We start from the raw sequence: 19391 nt of genomic DNA, 5'->3' as shown, positions 1-19391 counted from the left end.
CATGGCATCGATCTTCTCAGGCCGCGCCGGACGCCTCGCCGCGATCGCGCAGGAAGCCGCCCTCGTGAAGGGCCAGGGTCAGGCGAACGACGCGCTCGATACCGCTTACGGTCAGGCCTCGAACGCCTACGGCCAGGCCGGAAACATCTTCGGTGGCCTCGCTGACAGCTACGGCGCCGGCTCCAAGCTCTACCAGGACGCGTTGGGCGTGAACGGCAAGGAAGGCGCGGGCGCCGCGCAGTCCGCCTTCACCTCAAGCCCCGGCTACAGCTTCAACCTCGACCAGGGCATGCAGGCGCTCCAGCGCACGCGCGCCGCCTCCGGGACCCTCGCATCGGGCAATGCCGATACCGACGCGATGAAGTTCTCGCAGGGCCTCGCCTCGCAGGACTGGAACAACTGGCTGTCCAATCTCAGCGGCCTCGACACGAAGCGCTACGGCGCGACCACGGGCGAGGCCGGTACGTTCGGCCAACTCGGCAGCGCCGCCCTCGGCGTCGGCCAGGCCAAGGCCGGCATCGCGACCCAGACCGCGCAGGGTATCGGCCAGGCGCAGTCCGCCGGGCTGCTCGCCGGTCAGCAGGCGGCGGGCAACCGCTTCCAGGCGCTCATGGGTGGCGCGAACTTGATCTCGAACCTCGCCGGCAAGGCCTTCTCGATCTTCGGCGCTGGAGCCTGACATGAGCGGCGGCCTCAACATCTACGGCATGATCTCCGGCATCGGCGACACGTTCGACAAGTCCTACGAGGCCGGGTTGAAGGCCAAGCAGGACCGCGACGCCGGCGATCTGTTCGGCAAGATGATCGGCATGCAGAGCGCGGCCTCGGCCGCCCCGGCGATCACCATGGGCACGCTCGGCCAGGATGCCGGCCCGAAGGTACCGACCTTCGCCGGCGCCGGCGGCGCGATGGGCGATTACCTTGCGACCACGCGAGCGAAGGAATCTGGCGGCAATGATCTCGCTGCCAATCCGAACAGCACCGCGAAGGGCCGGTACCAGTTCACCAACTCGACGTGGCAGAGCGTGGCGAGGGCGCACCCCGAACTCGGCCTGCAGCCGGGCGGGTGGAGCGATCCGGCCCAGCAGGAAAAAGCGATGGCCGCCTTCACCAGCGACAACGCCAACGTGCTGTCCAAAGCCGGCATCCCGATCGACCCGGGGAACCTGTACGTCGCTCACTTCCTCGGCGCGGGCGGCGCGCAGAAGTTCATTCCCGGCGCGATCAACAACCCCGACGCCCCGGCGACGGCGTTCGTCACCCCCGGTGCGGCGCGCGCGAACCGGACGATCTTCTTTAACCGCGATGGCTCGCCCAAGACTGCCGGCGAAGTCTATGCCGAGCGCACCGGTCGCTTCGTGAACCGCGAGCCGGTGGCGACCCCGACCCTGCCCGCCGGCGGCGCGGTCGCTGGCGTCCCGAGCATGATGTCGGCCGGCGCTCCGGCGACGATGCCGGTATCCCCCGCTCGGCCGACCGGCGCCCGCGTGCCGACGTTCCTCGGATCGCAGGCGCAGGGAGGTTTCGACCCGAACGCGCTTCCTACGGCGCCGACCGCTGTGGCGTCCGCGCAGGCCTCCCCGGAAGCCGATATGCCGGTCGCTGGCGCGCAGCCCGCACAGTTCCAGATCCCCGGTCAGCCCGCGCCGGCCGCCACGCCCGCACCCGCTGCCGCCCCGGTGGCGCAGGGCTTCGCAGGCATGGGCGGCGGCACGTCCCGCATCTCGCCCGAGCAGGCCGAGATCCTGAAACAGGCGTGGCGCAACCCCAACACCCGCGCCATGGCGACGTCGGTCTATCAGTCGATCTTGCAGGGCAAGGACAGCCCGTGGAGCCTCCAGGACGTCAACGGTCAGTCGGCCTGGGTGAACAAGCAGACGCAGGCGATCGTCCCCGTCGGACAGGCGAAGCGCCAGACCGCGACCGTGGGTAACAGCGTCATCGACCTGTCCACCGGCCAGCCGATCTATTCGGCCCCGGAAAAGGACGACAAGTTCACGTACCAGTCGATGCCCGGCGTCGGCATGGTGGCCCTGCACCCGAGCGACCCGAGCAAGTCGCGGGTCATCATCGCCGGCCAGCAGCCGCGTCCGTTCACGGACGATGAGCGTCAGGCTTGGAGAGTGCCGCAGGACTCGTCCGTCGGCATGGGAGCGGACGGCAAGCCTTTCACCATCGGCGGCGCGAAGACCGAGGTGAAGATCGACACGAAGGGCGCGGGCAAGTTCGCCGAGAAAGCGAACGAGATCCAGGCCAAGCGTTACGGCGAGATGGTGGACGCTGCCGATCGCGCTGTGCCGCTCCGGGCGGACATCGACACGTTGGCCAACCTCGGCGCCCAGATCGGCACCGGGAAATTCACTGAGGCGCGGGCCGGCCTGGCACAGTACGCCAAGGCGGCCGGGCTCGATTCTGTCGCGGACGGTCTCGTGGGCGGCAAGCTCGGCGAGATCGAGGCATTTGGTTCACTCGTCGACAAGCTGACGCCTCAGATGCGCGTCCCGGGTTCGGGCGCCACCTCGGATCGTGAAGGGGCGTCGTTCAAGAACTCGCTGCCGTCGCTTCTGAGGACCCCCGAGGGTAACGCCGTCATTGCTGACACCTTCCGCGGGATGGCCGACTATCAGGCGCAGGTCGGCGATCTCGCGGGCAAGGCCCTTCGCGGCGAAATCAGCCAGTCCGAAGCGGACCAAGCGATCAAGACGCTCCCGAGCCCGTACCAGCGGCTGAAGGAGTATCAGGGCGCGCAGAAGGCCGCACCATCCGAAGCGGACTCAAGCTCGCTCCCCAAAGGCGAGGCTCGCGAGGCTCTCCCAAAAAGCTATAGCTCCGATCGTGCCGTCTTCGAGGCCAAGAAGGCGGTCTCGAGCGGCAAGGATAAGGGTGCCATCGCCGAGTGGCTGAAGGCGCGCGGTATCGACCCCAAGCGACTGGATCAGTGATGCCTGGCCTTTTCGACGATTTCCCGGACGCGCCGAGGGACACCGGCAACACGACCACGCCGAAAGGGCTATTCGACGATTTTCCGGACGCCAAGCCGGCCGAGGGCACGCTCGCCCGCGTCGGTACCGCAGCGAAGGGCCTCGGCCGTGCGCTCGAGACAGGTGTCGACCGTGGTGTGGCGGGTCTCGGCGGCCTGCCGAATGCCGTGCTTGGGCTGGCTGATCACCTCATGGCTCCCGCGGCGCGGGCCATTGTCCGCGCAACGGGCCGGACCCCGACGAGCGAGATGCCCGGCGGCGACACGCGACCCTTGATCGCCGATGGATTCCCGACTCAGGAAACCGTGTTGTCAGGGATGAAGGCGGGGAAAGAGGTCTACAAGCCTCAGACCACCGCCGAGGAATACGCCCAGACCGTGGGCGAGTTTCTCCCCGGCTCGTTCGGTCCCTCCGCGATCGCGAAGGGCGGCGCCGAGGTCGGCAAGCAGATCGCGAAATTCGCCGTCGCGCCTGCGCTTGCCAGCGAGACGGCGGGACAGGCAACGAAGGGCACTGCGCTGGAGCCGTGGGTTCGTGGGGGCGCTGGGCTCGCTGCAGGCCTCGGCGCTGGCGCCGTCGGACGGCGCAGTTCGGCAGAGCGCATCTTCGACCGCGCTGCCGGCACGCTGAAGCCCAACGAGGTCACGCAGATCCAGTCCCTGGTGTCGGATGCCTCTGCTCGCGGTGTGCCGCTGTCATGGCCGGAGGCGGTGCAACAGGTCGTCGGTCCGAACCGGCTCGGTGACGTGATGCGCGTCGTCGAGGGTGAGGGTGGCATGGCGGATTTCTTCGCCAAGCGGCCGGGGCAGATCAGGACCGCCGGCGGTGAGGCTCTCGATGCCGTAGCGCCGGCCGTCGCCTCTCCTGCGCGCGTGGGCGAAGCGGTTCAATCCGCCGCGAGGTCGGCCGTCGCCGGCACGCCGGAGGGGCAGGCCGTCATCCGCGCGACCCAGGGCGCTGGTCCTCGTGTGACGCAGGATCAGGCCGGGCAGGTCATTCAGCGCGAGATGCGGTCCGTCGCAGATCAGCGAGAGGCAGCCCGATCAACACAGGCCGCGACCGATTACACCGCGGCTCGTAACGCCCCGGAAAACGTTGGCATCGAGCGCACCATCGAGGTGGAGCGCCCGGGCGAGCCGATCGTCACGCAGCCGGCCTTTTCACGCCCACAGTTCGAGTCCGGCGCGCCCCGCCCTGCCGAGGCGTTCGAGCGACCTGGTGCAATCACGGACGATCCGAACGGGGTCAGCCTTGCCCGTTTCATCGCCAAGAATGGCGGTCTGCGCCTGGATGGCGATGCGGCAGCGACGGATCTCCACCGCTTCATGGTGCCGGGTGTCGGCAAGGTTGCGCGTCCGGACGGCAAGGGCCTCGACAATTTCTGGCGCGAGCGGCTGATCGAGGAGGGTTACTTCCGTCCCGATGCCGATGGCGGCATGGCGCGTGACATCTCCTCCGAGCTGCTGCGCAAGCTACAGAACGAGCAGCGCGGTGTGCCGTCCTACCCGCTCGACAGTGCCGGTCGCCCGAAGGGCCGCGCCGCCGGCGGTCAGGCTGCCGACGACTATGCGAACGCCCGGTCGCTGGCCGAGAGCCGCTTCGACGAGGATCTCGCCCGCGTAGAGGTCGACCCGAAGGGCATCCACCCGGACATCCGCGAGCGTGTCGTCGGCGCGCTGATGCGGGGTGAGGAGACCGACCCGCTGAAGGCCTACGAGCGCACGATCGGCGCCATGAAGGGCCCGCTCGACCCGTATGTGAAGTCGACGACCGTCACCGAGACGATTCCCGATGTGCGGTACGGCCAGGTGAACCCGCAGGCAGCGCTCGACGCGATCGACACGCAGATGCGCACGGCGAAGGGCGACGTGCGCGGCGCCCTCGTCCAAACCCGCAAGGATATGTTCGGCCCCGGCGGTGAGACCGATCTCAGCGTCGAGGGGCTGCTCCACGCTCGCGAGCGCCTGGATCAGGCCATTTCGTCGGCCCGGGAGCTCGGCGACGCGACGAAGGTCCGTGACCTGATGATCGCTCGCTCGACGCTCGACGGCCAGCTGAAGGCGGTGCCGGAGGTGGCGAAGGCCGACGCGAACTTCGCTGCGAACTCGAAGCCGATCGAGCCGTTCACGGGCAACGCCCCTCTCGGCCGCGTGGTCCAGCAGGATCCGCTGACGAAGCGCATGGCCACGCCCGCCGAGCAGGTGCCGAGCAACCTCCAGGGCGCAACTGCGGCCCGCGAGTTCTTGGCGAATGCCACCCCGGCGGCACGGCGCGCTTTCCAGGACCGGGAGGTGACCCGCATCCTGGATCAGGTGTCCGGCGGCGAGGGAGGCGCCTCCGCCTCTCGTCTGTCCGCCGCGATGCGCCAGAACGAGGACGTCCTCGCGCAGTTACCGGAAGCCCGCTCGCGCCTCCAACGGCTCGCTGCCGCGTATCGTGGTCGCGAGGCCGTCGAGCGCTCTCCCTTGGGCAAGATCGCCGAGCGCCCTGACGCGAAGGCCGCGATCAAGGTCCTCTTCCCCGACGAGGTACTCGAAGGGTCTGCGCAGGACATCACGAAAGCGGTCCAGGGCCTGGTACGAAGCGATCAGAAAGCAGCTCGCGAGCTCGTCCGGATCTATCTCGGCACCGAGTTCACGAAGGCGACGAAGCGTCTCCAGTCCGGCCCGAACCAGGCCGGCGGCGCGAAGTTCGCGGCCGTGATCCGGGGCAATGCCCTTGAGGCCGAGAACCTGTCGGCAGTGCTCCGGGCGCTCCCCGGTGGCGAAACCCTCAATTCGGGCTTCTCGCGGTTTCTCGACATCATGGAGGCGACCGGCCAGCGTCAGGGCATTGGCTCGAAGACGACGTTCAACACCGCCCTGCGCGAGGAGTTGAAGGATGGCGGGCTGAAGCGCGAGCTCGCCGGCGCGGCTGCCACCGGCGGGTTCAAGCTGCCGACGCGCATCATGAACGCGTTCGACAACTGGCAGGCGGGAAAGAACGTCGAGGAGCTGTCGCGGCTATTCACGACCCCGGAGGGTGGTCGGCGGCTGGCGCAGCTCGCCAACGCCAAGCCGGGCGCCTCGACTATCGCGCTGCTCAACCGCATCGTCACCCTCGCGACGCATGGGGGACAGTCCGGGACGGCGGAGTCCCTTCGCCTTCCGGGCCGCCCAATCCCATAGGTTCACGATCACGGCGGTGGCGAAGGCGACGAGCAGGGTCCAGATGGCGAGAGCGACGAGGATCTCGACAGGGCCTCTCGGCGTCTGCCTTGCGATATCGTCTCCGAAAAAGCTCATCCACATGAGCCCGCCGATCGCGGAAGCTTGTGCGATCATCCAGAGCGGGCGGAAGAGGCTGCGGGGCAAGGGTCAGTTCTTCTTGCAGGGAAACGTGCGAACCAGGCCACGGAATAGCACGTAGCCGGCCCAATCGCTCGCCTGTTTCGGATCGAGCTCAACCTGCCTGCGCAGGATCTCCTTGTACTGACCGGTGGTGACGGTCAGGTCGCCGGGGACGCAGAACGGAGGGCCGGCATCGCCGAACTTCGCTCCCGCCATTGTCCACTCGATCCCGTTCCCAAGCCCGCGCAGGTACGTCCAGCCCTCTGAGCCTTCCGGGCTCGCAAGGATTGCCTCAGCGGTAGGCTCGGCCATCGCCTGCGCCGGGATCGATAAGACGGCGAGGGTCAGGGCGACTTGGAGCCATCGTGGCATGGCTACAATTTCTCGGCTGCTGGTCGTACATCAGGTCGCTGGCGGACTGGTGGATCAGCCGCGGGTGAAGCGTGTGCTGCTTTTGCGGCTTCAGCTCGAGCGGTCACGATCCGCTCGACAAGGCGCCCACGCGTGCCAGCTGTGATGGGCGCAATCACGGCCTGTGCTGTGTTCTTGCTGTAGCCGTATGCCGCCACTGCAACGTCAACTTGCTCTGCTTCATAATGAGCGCATCGGCTCATGATGACGTTTGCTAGGGTTTCGGCACCTTCGCTGCTGTATGGGACAATCCCTATCATCTCCCGCTCGATGCAGGCCGAATGCTTGATAGAGGCTGCGTCCAGAAGTTTTCTCTTTGAAGCTTCGGCCTCGGGATTGCTTGCCGCAACTGCCGGCGGAGGGACCGGCTGAGCACGAGTGACAGGTCTTTCGGGAAGCCTCACGCGCTGCGCTAAGTTTTTCGGCAGTTCACTTCTGAAAGCCCCGTGCAGATACCGAATGCCTTCGCCCGGCTCGAAGGTTACATCGATTGCTCGGAGCATCTGTTGCACCGACCGCTCGCAAGACGCTGAAGTTGCAGCTGAGGCTTCGAGCCACTTTTTCCTGCGGGCAAACTCGGAAGCCTTGGCGCTTCCTGGTATTGCGCCTGCAATGCAGTCGTATGCTGCCAGAACGAAAGGTTGCACCTGCGCGCGAGCGGCAAGTCCTTCTGCCTGGGTCATTTCGGTCCACGGTTTTGCCGCTGCGCTTCCCGTCGCAAGCGCGAAGGCAAGGGTGCCGTATAGAACCCAGCGCATCGTCCAGTCTCCGTCCCCTTCACGTCAGCGGGGCATACCCGACGATAGCAGTTCGGCGGCGTTTCGGGAAAGGACCCACGCATGCAGATCGAATTGCATGGGCCGTAGAGCTGGACCTTGAGACGCGGCTGCAATGTGATGCGCCGCGCCCTCCGAGCAATGATCAGTACGGCGACTTAGTCCCGGCCGCGCCCGTATAGGGGTTCGTGTTCCCGCGCGTTGACCAGTTGTCGGACTTGGAGCCGTTCGGGTTGGTCGCGTGCGCGGGCGCGACGTAGGTCCCGTTGGAGCGGCTGTAGCCGGACACAGAATGGCTTCCGCCGTAGCTGTGGCCGCCGCCGCTGCCTCCGCGAGCCAGGGCGGGTCCGAAGGATGATGCCACGATCAGGACGGCAGCCGAGATTGTGCTGAAGGTCTTCAAGGTCATTTCCCCGGGGGCTCTGATTCGGCCCTGGGAGAAGAGTAGACAGGCTGCCGAGTCGCCGTCGATAGCGTTGCAGAAAGAGGTTGTGCATTTGCGGTCGGCTTCAGCGCAGACTGAGAATGACCTGAAACCAGCGGGGCATGCGGGGACGATAGCAGGCGCCAGGCATACTCGTGGGGTATCTCAATACCGCACAGCGCTGATAAAGCGTCTTGGCGCCGGATCTGGCTTTCTGAGAGCGTCCTTGCTTCGGTGGAATTCATTGCACACCGAAAATGTGTATTAAGCATTCCAGTGCATTAATTCCTCCGACAGCGGAACAAAAACGATGGTCCGGTTTGGGCCTGTCGCTGTCGTGGAGAGAGCTGTGGCCATCCGTGACGTATCTATCCGCGCAAAGCTGATTTTGGCTTTCACGTTTCTTTTGATGTTTCTAGGCGCGCTAAGCGCGGTGGGTCTCTACAGCTCATCCAGGCTCAATGGTCTACTTGTCGACGTACAGACAAACTGGATGCCTAGCGTCCGGACAGCAGGCCAGGTTGACGCCCTGACGGGTCGGTATGTCACCAGCTTGATGCGGCATATCCTAACTGACGATCCGGAGACACTTTCGGGAGTCGATAAGGATCTCAGTGAACGCGGCGAAAAGATCGAGCAAGTTTCCAAGGCTTATGAGGCGCTGATCAGCTCACCCGAGGAACGGACACTATTTGAAAATTTCACGCGTGATTGGCACGCGTTCACTGCATCGGTAGAACCGATCTTGTCGCTTTCCCGCAAAGGAGAGAAGGCCCAGGCCCTGGCCATTTACGAGGCAAAAGGGGTTCCCCCACGGCGCAGTGCTTCGGTAGCCCTCGATAAGATCATTAAGCTCAATCAGGATGGCGCAACTCAAGCCCAGGCAGACAGTCAGGCGACATACGCTCAGACCAAGATGGTGCTCATCGGCGCCGGTCTGCTAGCCGTACTCCTTGCTATTGTGTTGGCAGTTCTGATCGTACGGAGCATCTCACGGGGTATCGCCTCCGTCGTCAGCCCGATGAAATCGCTCGCAAATGGCGATCTCACCGTAGGAATCCCGCATCAGGGCGCAAAGACTGAGATCGGCACGATCGCGGATGCGGTGCAGGTGTTCAAAGACAGCCTCATCCGGATGCAGGCTCTCGAAGAGGAAACTGTTAATGCCCGCGCCGGTGCTGAAGTGCAGCGCAAAAAGGGCATGCGCGACATGGCCGACGGTTTTGAGCAGGCGGTGAGCGGCATCATCGGTACCGTTACAGCCGCTGCCACCGAGTTGCAGGCAACGGCGCAGAGCATGGCCGGAACCGCGACGGAAACCGCCAACCAGTCCATCACAGTTGCCGCAGCCGCTGAAGAGGCATCCACGAACGTCAACACCGTTGCTGCCGCAGCCGAAGAACTGGGATCGTCCGTCCAAGAGATCAGCCGACAGGTTGATAGTTCAGCGATGCTTGCAAGGGAGGCTGTCAGCGAGGCAGGTCAGACGGCAGTTCTCGTGCAGGAGTTGAGCACCACCGTTGCCAAGATTGGTGACGTCGTAACGATGATTTCAAGCATCGCTTCGCAAACGAATCTGCTTGCCCTTAACGCAACTATCGAAGCTGCCCGGGCCGGCGAGGCAGGACGAGGGTTTGCTGTCGTTGCTGCCGAGGTGAAAGAACTAGCTAATCAGACGGCCAAGGCAACCAGCGACATCTCCGCTCAGATCGCTAACATTCAGGGCTCGACGGGCGATGCAGTGTCCGCCATTGGTCGGATTACGGCTCGTATCCAGGAGATCAGCTCCGTTGCGACGATGATCGCGGCAGGCGTGGAGGAGCAAGGCGCGGCGACCCAGGAAATCGTACGCAACGTGTCTCAAGCTGCCGTGGGTACAGGGGAAGTCACATCGAACATCTCTGGGGTGGCCAATGCCGCTGAGGAGACGGGCGCCGCCGCGACGCAGGTTTTATCCTCTGCATCGGAGCTTTCACGGCAGTCGGAGCACCTCAACGCCGAGGTAGGGCGGTTCCTGGCAACCGTACGTGCCGCGTGAAGCAGGGATGAGATAAGCGGCTGCGGCCCACAGCAGGATCTTACCAGATTACTGCGGGCCGCAGCCCCAGCCTACGAAGACCAATCTTTTACCACTTGACCCGACGGGCAATTCATCGGAAACCGCCACCGTCGAGAGACGTGCGCGAGAACTCCGCCGCCCGACCACGGCCCCGCCCTACCGCGGGGCTTTTTCATTCCAGCACCTTTGACGCCGGCCGCTCAACCAGGGCGGCCGTTTGCATGTCAGGAGCCCCGCATGCCGGCTTGGCCGCGTTCCCGCACTCAGGTGCTCGACGGCTCCGGCCGGCCGTACCTCGACCTGAGGGCGAACTTTTTCGCCGGCGGGACCACGACGCCGCTCGTCGCCTACTCGAACCCCGGACTGACGCAGGCGCACCAACAGCCCGTCGTGGCCGATGCGAACGGGCGATTCCCTCGCGTCTACCTGCCGGACGGGCTCTATGCCGAGCAGGTCCTCGGCACGAATGGTGTTGAGCTCTGGTACGACGACGGCCTTGGGGTCCCGGCCCCGGTCGTAGACCCGGTCGACCCGACGCCGCAGCCGGATGCCACCGCATTCTTTCAGACCGGCGACACGAAATGGCGCCCCGACGGCGCGATCCTACCGGGCTGGGTCCGGATGAACGGCAACCGCATCGGGAACGCCTCCTCGGGGGCATCGGAGCGCGCCAATGCCGATACGCTGAGCCTCTTCACGTACCTGTACAACAACTTCGCCGATGACATCGTTTCGGTCAGCGGAGGGCGTGGCACCTCGGGGGCAGCGGCCGATTTCGCCCTCGGTAAGACCATTGCCATTCCCAGCATGCAGGGGGCGTTGGCCGGCGGCCTCGATACTATGGGCTCAACGGCGGCAGGCCGCATCCAGACAGTCCGGACCATTAATCTCACCACGGGGTCGGCCACCGCGACGGTCCCCGACATCTCCAGGGTCGCCCCTGGAATGTACGTCTACGCTCCGGGGGTCTCCGGCGGGACCTTCGTCACCGACATCATCGGGAATACCGTCACTCTCTCGGCGGCGGCGGCCTCGGGAGGCAGCGTCACTGCCCGCTTCGCCGTTATGAACGCAGAACGCCCCGGAGAGATCGGCGGCGACTCGCTCTCCTACCTCAATAATAGGAACCTGCCCGTCGCCATGCCGGGCGGGACGACCACTTATGACGACCCGCCTCGGACGTATAAAACGCACGACACACTGCATCGGATCGCGAACGGAGACGGGGGTACGGCCTCGCCGTTGGATTCGATGTGGTCAGGGGAGGCCGATGTCTCGTCCAATCTCCCGCCCGTCACCCTCGGCGTCACGATCGTCAACCCGGACGGCGGCCGGCCGTTCTCGAATTTGCCGACGATGCGTCTCGGCACCTTCTACATGAAGCTGTGAGGGCGAGCCGATGGCCTTCCTGAACAGCCTCGGCACGGTCTCGCGCGGCGGGCAATGGCGGTTTCGCCGTGTGTTTCGCTCCGCCTATGCCGACGGTCGCCTCGACCTGTCCGACAATGGGCTGATCGATTTCCGCCGCGTGTCGCTGGTGGTCCTGACCGTGACGCCGCGCCCGCCCTTCGATCGCGGCGGCTGCTGGGACGGGGCGGTTGACCGTTGCGACGGCCCTGCCCCCGTCCTAACCGCCAGTAGCGCCGACCGCTCGCTCGTCATCGTCAGCCGCGGCCTCGTCGAGGCGCTCTTCCCCGCGTCGGCCATGAGCCGGGTCCGCCCTGGCCTCTACGACGTCCGCCTTGTCCTCACGATCGGTCCGGAGACGGCCGAGATCATGGCCGAGCCCGTCGAGATCCGCTGATCCGACCGACCGTCTGACCCCGTTCCGCCCGCCCTCACCCGGCGGGCTTTTCCATGCCCGGAGCGCACCCGCATGCTCGGCTCATCTGGCCTGCCCGTCTTTCCCATCGACGCCGAGTCCGGGCGAGGCATCGACGTCTCGCGCCACGGCACGACCTTTCGGTTCGACATCGACGACCACGCAATCGTCACCGGCGGATCGGGCTCGCTCTTCACCGTATCGACGGAGCCCGGTGATGCGGCCCTGAAGCGTGGTCTCGGCTTCCTTGCCCAGGCCAACCACGACTTTACCGGCGCGCCACGGATCGAGGTCGACGACGCCGTCGCCAAGCCCTGGCTCGACATCGAGGGCCAGCCCCTCGCCCAGGTGATCAAAGGGCGCCTCTACCGGGTGGTCTACGACCCGATCGTTGACGCGTTCCGTTCGGACTCGCCGGTCCTCATCGCGAACGATGATCTCGTCGAAGCGCCGGAAGGCACGATCAAGGGCAATGCCGGCGATGGCAATGCCGACCTGACCGGCGAGGAGGTGCGCCTCCTCATGGAGCTCGACCACGTCGCCAACAAATCCGAAGCGGAGATGGTCGCGGCGGGCCCGATCTCGGACGCGCTGGCCGAAAAGGCGATGAACTCGGATCTCGCAAAGACCCGCGCGGACCTGGTGAAGTCGATCGCCGAGAAGGCATCGCTTGCCGACATCGCGGCAGCCGTCGATCCCCTCGAGGACCGCGTCGATAACATCGAACGCGCCCAGAGCTCGGACCGCATCACGCGAGCAACCTGGGCCGAGATCGCACCTCTCGTCCCCTCCGCAACGACCACCTACGAAGTGCTCGTCGGCGACACGGGCCGACACGCGGGCATCGCCAGCGAGTTCGGATACGACGCCGCAACGGGCACCGTTCCGAACCCCGGCGTCTACGCCGCCCTCGGCAATCCCCTCGCCATTCGCCGCATCGGTCCCCCCGGCTCCACCGCCGCCGCGATCGAGGTCGGCAAGTCGATCGTCACGACGACGCTCCCTATCAGCGATCAGTTCGGGCTCGTCCTGAAGAACCTGACCACGGGCGAGCTCGCGGACCTCACCCATCCCGACAGCATCCTATGGATTCAGGAGGTCGCCTTGGCAGACCGCTTCCCGTTCGACTTCAACGCATCCGGCGAATTCGGGAAAGCGCCCGTCGACGCGGTCGCCCAGCCGCTTGATGGCGCCGGCATCGGACGCCTGTCGTTCAAGAACCAGTCCGAAACGGCTTACGCGACGATCGCTTTCGGCAAGGATGCGGAGCATCTCGGTTCCGGCTCCGACACCTATGCCCCCGGCGCCGGGTATACCTACGATCCCCCGCCTTCCGGGCGGGTCTCGGTCGTTACGAACGGCGATGCCGTCCCCGTGACCCTGCGCTTTTGGCGCTCGATCAACAAGGATCCGAACTCGCCGGCCCGCGCCGCGAAGCACCTGGCACGCTACGGCGGCGGCATGTCCGACGCACGCCGCGCTGGGATCGGCGACTTCTACCTCGGGCTGCTCGAAAGCGGCTGGATCGATATGTGCGCGAAGGGCGGCTCGATCTGGGTCGGGCGTGCGCCGAACAACTTCGACGGGCTGATCGATTGGGCCCATCCCGACCGGACCTTCGGCCGGGTGGTCATCAACAGCTCGACGCCTCCGGACACCTCGTTCGCCGGAACAGTGTTCAATGGCAACAACGCGATCGACACGCTTGTCACGCCCACGACCACCTCCGTCAACAAGCACAGCCTGTTCGTCGCGGCGGACCAGGCCGATGCCGGCAGCGCCAAGGTCGCGACGGGCAACAGCGGCATCCGCGTCGCCCCCAACCGCACCGGCACCGTCACCACGCTCTACACCGGCGGTGGATCACTCCTCGTGACTGCAGGCGGACGCGGCGGTCTCCAGGGCTACACCCGGTCGAACAACGCCGGCATCCGTTTCTACAAGGATGGCACGCTGAAGTCGGACATCGCCGAAGTTGCCGATGACGCGACCCTCGGCAGCCCGACGGTCTACATCGGCGGCCTGCATGCACTGAGCGGCCTGACCTTCGGCTACACCGGCACGCTCGAGTTCCAGGCGCAGACCTACGACGCCGTGCCGACCGACGCGATGGTCGACAAGCTCACGTCGCTCCTGGCGACCTTCCGCACCGCTGTGGGGGGCTGAGCCATGGCGATCGTTGCAGACGTCGACGTCTTCATCATGGGCACGGGTGGCGCGGGGCTCGCCTGTGCCACCCGGCTGCGCAAGTTCGGCCTCACCGTCGCGTCCGCCGACGAAGTGGCATCGCCGGGCGGCATGCTCATCCATCTCGGCCTGCCCGACTATGTCGGCGTTGGCGCCACTACGGACACGCTGACTGGCGTCGGCCGGCAGTTCTTTATTGATTGCGAAACGGCCGGCATTGCCGATGGTGCGGTTGTCGGATCGCCGGCGGACAACACCACCACTCCTCCGACGCCCGAGGTGCGGGGCTACGGCCGGCAGTATTCGGACCTCCCGCGCCGCTTCTTGCCGGAATGGGGCCGCTACGCCCGAGACCGCATGCTGGCCGGGGTGGAAAAGTTCTGGGACATCGAAATCGCTGGTATCGCGATCGATCCCACCACGAAGCTCGGCAGCGTCGTCACCTTCACCGACGGCCGCCAGATCCGCGCCAAGCAGTTCGCGTCAGCTTCTTACGAGGCACAGCTCGGCCGAGCCGCTGGTGTAGCTTACACCTACGGTCGCTCCGAGAACCGGGCGACCTTCAACGAGGATCTGGCCGGAGCCTACAGCAACAACCGGAACACGCTGCCGGCGGCCTTGCTGGACGCGAAGGGCAATATTGTCCGGGGCAACCAGGGCTACACGATTGTCGCCGAGGGCAAGGGCGACCTGCGCAATATGGCCTTCAACTGGCGCATGTGCCTGTCGCAGCATCCCCAGCGACTGCCGTTCCAAAAGCCGACCCGGCCGGATGGCCAGCCATTCCGCGAGGCCGACTTCGAGGATTGGATCAGGGAGCGCGGCTCGAAATATACCAACATCGAGAATATCACGTCGGGGCAGTGGGTCGATGCGAACCACATGACCACCAACGGCGGCTCCCAGTGGGGCTCGCCGATGGAATATCTGCGCTGCAAGACGAAGGCAGAGCGCCAGCTATACTGGGCGTGGCACTACTATTTCACCGCCGGATGGTTCTGGCTGGCTCAGAACTCCGACCGGGTGAACCCGGCACTGAAGGCGAACATGGCCCTGTGGGGCCTGCCGCATAACCATAACGTCACCGAGTTCTACGGACAGCGCGGCTGGCCCTCGCACCTCTACATCCGCACCGATCGCCGCATGCTGTGCTCGGGCAAGATCTCGTTCGAGAACATCGGACGCAGCGCGCGCGGCAAGGTCATCGAGCGAATGGGCCAGGGCGGCTATCACGCCGACAGCCACGCCAAGTGCCATTCGACCCTGCCGGGGGGCGGCTACACCCAAGACGGCGACATGCACGACGACGTCCAGGATGGGCGCTCGTACTACTCGATCCCCTTCGATGCGCTGAAGCCGCCGCCGGGCATCATTCGCAACATGCTGGAGCTGCACTGCACGGCGGTGAGCGAGATCGTCAACTGCTCCTTCCGGATGGAGCCGACGTACATGTCGACCGGCGAGGCCGGGGCCGTCGCCCTCTTCGTCGCCGTCCGCGACGGCATCCCAGTGTCCGAGGTGCCTTACGCGAAGATCAAAGCACTCACCGATAGCCTGGGGTTGAAGGTATGAGCGGTCCATTTCCTGGATTTGGAGGGGCCGTCTCCGGCGGCTCTGTTGCGGTCTCGGTCGTTGGCCGAGGCGTCGTCTTCAACGTCGGCGGCGCCAAGGATCTAGCGCAGCTCATGGGCATGCCGATCCACGGACGCGGCGGCATTCGCATCGAGAACAACGACGGCATCGATGGCCCGCTCACCATCTGGAACATGCCCGACGGCGTGCTGATGACCGCCGAGGGTGTCGACTGCTCGACCACGAACGACATCGAGCTCGGTATGGCCACGCAAGAGGGCCAGGATACCTACATCATCGACACGGTGACGTTCTGGGGCGCGACGAAGCCGCCGACCGTCCTGCGCGGTAGCGTGTGCTCGATGACGAACCGGGGTGGCGTCACGCTTGTGCCGACCACCGTGGACTTCTCGGCACTCACTGCGCCGGATCTCTGCCTTGACGTCCCGACCGTCCCCCCCGGTCAGCCGAAATTGGCTGCTCGGTACGCCCGCCTGCTCTGGAAGCCGTCTGTTGTCGAGAATATGCGGATCAACATCGCAGTCTATCGGCGGCTGCTCCGCCAGAGCGAAGTGTTCTAGCTCCGTCGAGGATCCCAACCCATGGCCCAGACCCGTCATCTCATCATCGACACGTCGAAGACGCCGAACGTGGTCGTCGACAAGATCACCTTCGAGACCGACCCGGAGTCTCCGAATTACGAGCGGCTGTGCGCGACGGACGGGTTCCACGTCGTAGCGTCGGACATCGGCGACGTCGGTTGGACCTGGAGCGAGAACGACGGGCTGAAGGCCCCCTGAGGCCGGCCTCCCGCTTCGTCTCTCCTCCGCCGCCTCCGGGCGGCTTTTTTGTGCCCTGATCCTGGAGCTCTGCATGACCTCGTCCATCGACGCGGGCGCTTTCGCGCGCCTGGATCGCGACCGCTTCTTCGCGTCGATCCGGTCCATCTTCGGCTCGTTTACGCAGGATCAGGTCGACGGGCTGAACCGCCTGATCGACGCGTTCCTGCTGCACGCCGTGCTGCTCGACCGCCGGCACCTCGCCTATATCCTGGCGACAAGCTTCCATGAGACCGGCAAGCGCATGATGCCGGTGCGCGAGGGCTTCGCGTCCTCGGATGCTGCGGCTCGGAAGGCGGTGGCGAGCCTCTATGCCAAGGGGAAGATCAGCCGAAACTATGCCCTGCCGAACTCGCGCGGCCTGTCGTTCTACGGCCGCGGCGACGTGCAGCTCACCTTCGAGGCGAACTATGCTGCGATGGGCAAGCTGCTCGGGATCGACCTTGCCGGGAATCCAGACCTCGCCCTCGATCCCGCTACCTCGGCCTGGATCCTCATCGAGGGCGTGACGCGCGGTGTGTCGATCAAGGGCGACTTCACCGGCAAGGCGCTCGAAGACTGCATCGCCGGTGATCGCTGCGATTACGTCGGCGCCCGCCGCACCGTGAACGGCATGGACAAGGCCTCAACGATTGCAGGCTATGCCGTGCGCTTCGAGGCCGGTCTCGTCGCCGGCGGGATGCCGCTGGCCGCCGCCCGCCTGCCGGGCGCTCTTGGCGCCCCGATCAAAACCGGATCAAGTTCTAGTCCGGTTCCGGCGCCCGCTAAGTCATTGCCGGATAAAGCCCCGGCTGCGCCCGTGGCCCAGCCGATCAATTCCCCGTCAAATGTAGGCCAGCCCGTCCCGCTCGGCTTCTGGGCCCGGCTCCTCGCATCCCTCCGCACCAACATGGCAAAAGGAGCCTGACCCATGGGCGCCCTGATCACGATCATCCCGATGCTGCTCCAGTTCCTTGGCCCCGCCCTAGAAAAGGTCATCCCCGACGCCGGCAAGCGCGCCGAGGTCCAGGCCGAGTTTCAGAAAGCGGTGCTCGACAACCAAACCGCGCTGAACCAAGCCATGGCCAGCGTCATGACGGCCGACGCCGCCTCGGAGGGCTGGCTCTCGCGCAACGCCCGGCCGATGGTCGTGGTCTGGGGCCTGTTCATGGTGACCTACGTCGGCGTGATCTCGCCGATGTTCGGCCTACAGAAAGAGGTCATCGCCGCGCTGGCCGCCACGCCGGACAACCTCTGGAACCTGATCTCGATCGGCATCGGCGGCTTCATGCTCGCCCGGACCGTCGAGAAAGGCCTCTCCGCGATTACCCCGAAACCCGCCCGGTAGCTCCCCTACCCCTCCCCTCATGAGGGGGGAGGGTCGCTCCAGCGCGACCGGAATACCGGCGTGCCACCGCGCCCGTGGGGGCTTGCATCATGGACACCTCATTCCTCTCGCCCGGGCCGATGACCTGGGCCGGGTTCATCGCGTTCGCGCTGTTCCTGGTGGCGGTGCTGAAGGCGGTCGACTGGATCGCCGGTAAGCTCAAGACGCGAGAGAAGGAGGCTGTCAGCCCTCTGGTGCTCGACCTCGCCTCGGTGAAGCTCAACGTTGAACGTCAGGGCGACGCTCTGAACGCCTTCAAGGTTGAGGTCGCGCAGAAATACGTAACCGGCGACGTCATCACCCGGCTCGAGGGGCGGATCGACGGCATGGTGTCTTCGGTTCGGGAGGAGATGCGCGCGACGCGCTCCGAGCTGCTCGAAGCGGTCCTCCACGGACGGTCACCAAGATAGTTTGCCCGTTGTTCACATCACTCAACGTGTACACCAGCGGACTTGTCACCTCTGCCTTTCGACGTGTGTCTTTCCTGCAAAATCTTGCTCTAACCACCTGCTAAACTCGGTCTCAAATATATTACGAAAAATTCCGCATAAATACTTGTATTGGTCGGCGTCGTATTGCGTTATGTCGCCAGAATTTGAGTTCCGAGCAATTATGTACAAATCGCCAATTTTTCTATACAACCTATATACCTCTTCATGGTCGATCTTCATTAACTCATAATATATGAAATCCGATGGGTTTTTTCGTCTCTCTAGTGGCACGATGGCGATCTTGTTTTTAATATAATCATCGATGCTCAAATATTCATGTTCGATGATGTCTTTTGGACTTTCTGCTAAGGGCTTTGTCGGTATCTCAGGCTTTTCGGTAATCAGTTCGAGATGCTCAGCGCTTCCTAGAGGTGGCGTTGTTGAGACAGCGTTCGCAACATTTTCTGCTGTAGATACGGCATCGTTAACTTCCGCGCTGAAAACAGCTTTCCCTCCCCCGGGGAAACTGAACTCGCTTATCCGCCTTGCCAACGAAGCGAGTTGCGCGCGGAGCTGGTAAATTAGAAATGCAACGACCGCAGGCCACGCCAGTGAGCCGACCATCGTCGTGAGAGAGCTTATCAAGCTCGAAATAAACTGAAGCCAATCCAACCGTCTGCCCTCCCTGCGTCCGCAGCGTTAAAGCTCATGATGCGCACGCTACAGGGGATCCCGTCCAGCCCGGCCGCCGTCAGGGCGCGCCGGGCTTTTTCGCGTTTGAGGCTCGGACCGCGTTCCACGGCACGACGATGATAGCCGCGGAGGCGATAGGGCCGAGGGCGATCAGGGCGATGTTCGTGCGGCTCATTCCCGTGTTCCTTCCTGTGCCGACCTGATGTGCCGACCCCCGGTTTCGGCGGGGATCGGCGGATCGAGCCCCTACGAAGGGGATCGAGAACGGGCGGGGAACGGAATGTGCCGAGTCTTGTGCCTTGACGAAGCGCCAGCAAACGTCTTTAAAGTCGCCCCTGACGCGACTAAACCATGAATTTCTTCAATGGTTTCAGAGCGAATGCCGGATTAGCTCAGCGGTAGAGCAGCGGTTTTGTAAACCGAAGGTCGGGGGTTCAATCCCCTCATCCGGCACCATTCCCCCGTCGCTGAAGCCTGTCGGATGCGCATCCCCGGGGCCGG

The 19391-nt window shown here is 64.8% G+C and carries 17 protein-coding genes and 1 tRNA gene; 14 read left to right on the top strand and 4 right to left on the bottom strand.

Going from position 1 to position 19391, the window contains the following annotated elements; genetic code table 11:
- The first annotated feature begins 1 nt into the window (after window position 1).
- From FPV16_RS14930 to FPV16_RS14920, 3 genes are read left to right on the top strand one after another with little or no spacing between them, the layout of a single operon-like run.
- Window positions 2-679, top strand: a complete 678-nt coding sequence (locus tag FPV16_RS14930) for a hypothetical protein (protein WP_227439184.1) — start codon at window positions 2-4, stop codon at window positions 677-679.
- A gap of 1 nt (window position 680) precedes the next feature.
- The gene (locus tag FPV16_RS14925; RefSeq protein WP_227439183.1) at window positions 681-2942 is read left to right on the top strand and encodes a hypothetical protein; all 2262 of its coding nucleotides are present in this window, start codon (window positions 681-683) and stop codon (window positions 2940-2942) included.
- Complete coding sequence (locus FPV16_RS14920) at window positions 2942-6148, top strand: hypothetical protein (RefSeq protein ID WP_227439182.1); 3207 nt, start codon at window positions 2942-2944, stop codon at window positions 6146-6148. The genes FPV16_RS14925 and FPV16_RS14920 overlap by 1 nt, the downstream gene beginning before the upstream one ends.
- 189 nt (window positions 6149-6337) lie before the next feature.
- On the opposite strand, the gene FPV16_RS14915 is transcribed toward FPV16_RS14920, so the two are convergent.
- From FPV16_RS14915 to FPV16_RS14905, 3 genes are all read right to left on the bottom strand, one after another.
- Complete coding sequence (locus FPV16_RS14915; RefSeq protein WP_227439181.1) at window positions 6338-6682, bottom strand: hypothetical protein; 345 nt, start codon at window positions 6680-6682, stop codon at window positions 6338-6340.
- A 2-nt stretch (window positions 6683-6684) separates the two neighbouring features.
- Window positions 6685-7479: a hypothetical protein gene (locus FPV16_RS14910; protein WP_227439180.1), complete on the bottom strand. Its 795-nt coding sequence runs from the start codon at window positions 7477-7479 to the stop codon at window positions 6685-6687.
- Window positions 7480-7642: 163 nt separating this feature from the next.
- On the bottom strand, window positions 7643-7900 hold the full coding sequence (locus FPV16_RS14905) for a hypothetical protein (RefSeq protein WP_413629306.1): 258 nt from the start codon (window positions 7898-7900) through the stop codon (window positions 7643-7645).
- A 370-nt stretch (window positions 7901-8270) separates the two neighbouring features.
- On the opposite strand from FPV16_RS14905, the gene FPV16_RS14900 reads away from it, so the two are divergent.
- The 10 genes from FPV16_RS14900 to FPV16_RS14855 all read left to right on the top strand — a co-directional run bounded on the left by FPV16_RS14900 (window position 8271) and on the right by FPV16_RS14855 (window position 18176).
- The gene (locus FPV16_RS14900) at window positions 8271-9959 is read left to right on the top strand and encodes a methyl-accepting chemotaxis protein (RefSeq protein WP_227439178.1); all 1689 of its coding nucleotides are present in this window, start codon (window positions 8271-8273) and stop codon (window positions 9957-9959) included.
- 258 nt (window positions 9960-10217) lie between these two features.
- Window positions 10218-11369, top strand: a complete 1152-nt coding sequence (locus FPV16_RS14895) for a hypothetical protein (protein ID WP_227439177.1) — start codon at window positions 10218-10220, stop codon at window positions 11367-11369.
- Between the two features lie 10 nt (window positions 11370-11379).
- Window positions 11380-11784: a hypothetical protein gene (locus tag FPV16_RS14890; RefSeq protein WP_227439176.1), complete on the top strand. Its 405-nt coding sequence runs from the start codon at window positions 11380-11382 to the stop codon at window positions 11782-11784.
- Between the two features lie 72 nt (window positions 11785-11856).
- The gene (locus FPV16_RS14885) at window positions 11857-13968 is read left to right on the top strand and encodes a hypothetical protein (protein WP_227439175.1); all 2112 of its coding nucleotides are present in this window, start codon (window positions 11857-11859) and stop codon (window positions 13966-13968) included.
- A gap of 3 nt (window positions 13969-13971) precedes the next feature.
- Entirely contained in the window at window positions 13972-15561 is a 1590-nt protein-coding gene (locus FPV16_RS14880; RefSeq protein ID WP_227439174.1) for an FAD-dependent oxidoreductase, read from the top strand.
- A 113-nt stretch (window positions 15562-15674) separates the two neighbouring features.
- Complete coding sequence (locus tag FPV16_RS14875; protein ID WP_227439173.1) at window positions 15675-16142, top strand: hypothetical protein; 468 nt, start codon at window positions 15675-15677, stop codon at window positions 16140-16142.
- Between the two features lie 21 nt (window positions 16143-16163).
- On the top strand, window positions 16164-16361 hold the full coding sequence (locus FPV16_RS14870; RefSeq protein ID WP_227439172.1) for a hypothetical protein: 198 nt from the start codon (window positions 16164-16166) through the stop codon (window positions 16359-16361).
- 73 nt (window positions 16362-16434) lie between these two features.
- Complete coding sequence (locus FPV16_RS14865) at window positions 16435-17307, top strand: glycoside hydrolase family 19 protein (RefSeq protein WP_227439171.1); 873 nt, start codon at window positions 16435-16437, stop codon at window positions 17305-17307.
- Between the two features lie 3 nt (window positions 17308-17310).
- The gene (locus FPV16_RS14860; RefSeq protein WP_227439170.1) at window positions 17311-17727 is read left to right on the top strand and encodes a 3TM-type holin; all 417 of its coding nucleotides are present in this window, start codon (window positions 17311-17313) and stop codon (window positions 17725-17727) included.
- 89 nt (window positions 17728-17816) lie between these two features.
- Window positions 17817-18176 (top strand): hypothetical protein, encoded by a 360-nt coding sequence (locus FPV16_RS14855; RefSeq protein WP_227439169.1) that lies wholly within the window; start codon window positions 17817-17819, stop codon window positions 18174-18176.
- 45 nt (window positions 18177-18221) lie between these two features.
- On the opposite strand, the gene FPV16_RS14850 is transcribed toward FPV16_RS14855, so the two are convergent.
- Entirely contained in the window at window positions 18222-18869 is a 648-nt protein-coding gene (locus tag FPV16_RS14850) for a hypothetical protein (RefSeq protein WP_227439168.1), read from the bottom strand.
- Window positions 18870-19271: 402 nt separating this feature from the next.
- On the opposite strand from FPV16_RS14850, the gene FPV16_RS14845 reads away from it, so the two are divergent.
- Window positions 19272-19346: transfer RNA gene (locus tag FPV16_RS14845), tRNA-Thr, on the top strand.
- Window positions 19347-19391 lie beyond the last annotated feature (45 nt).

The organism is Methylobacterium sp. W2, assembly GCF_020662345.1.
Lineage (GTDB): Bacteria > Pseudomonadota > Alphaproteobacteria > Rhizobiales > Beijerinckiaceae > Methylobacterium.
Note: the sequence above shows the minus strand (reverse complement) of the source record. Positions and strands in the feature narration are given on the sequence as shown.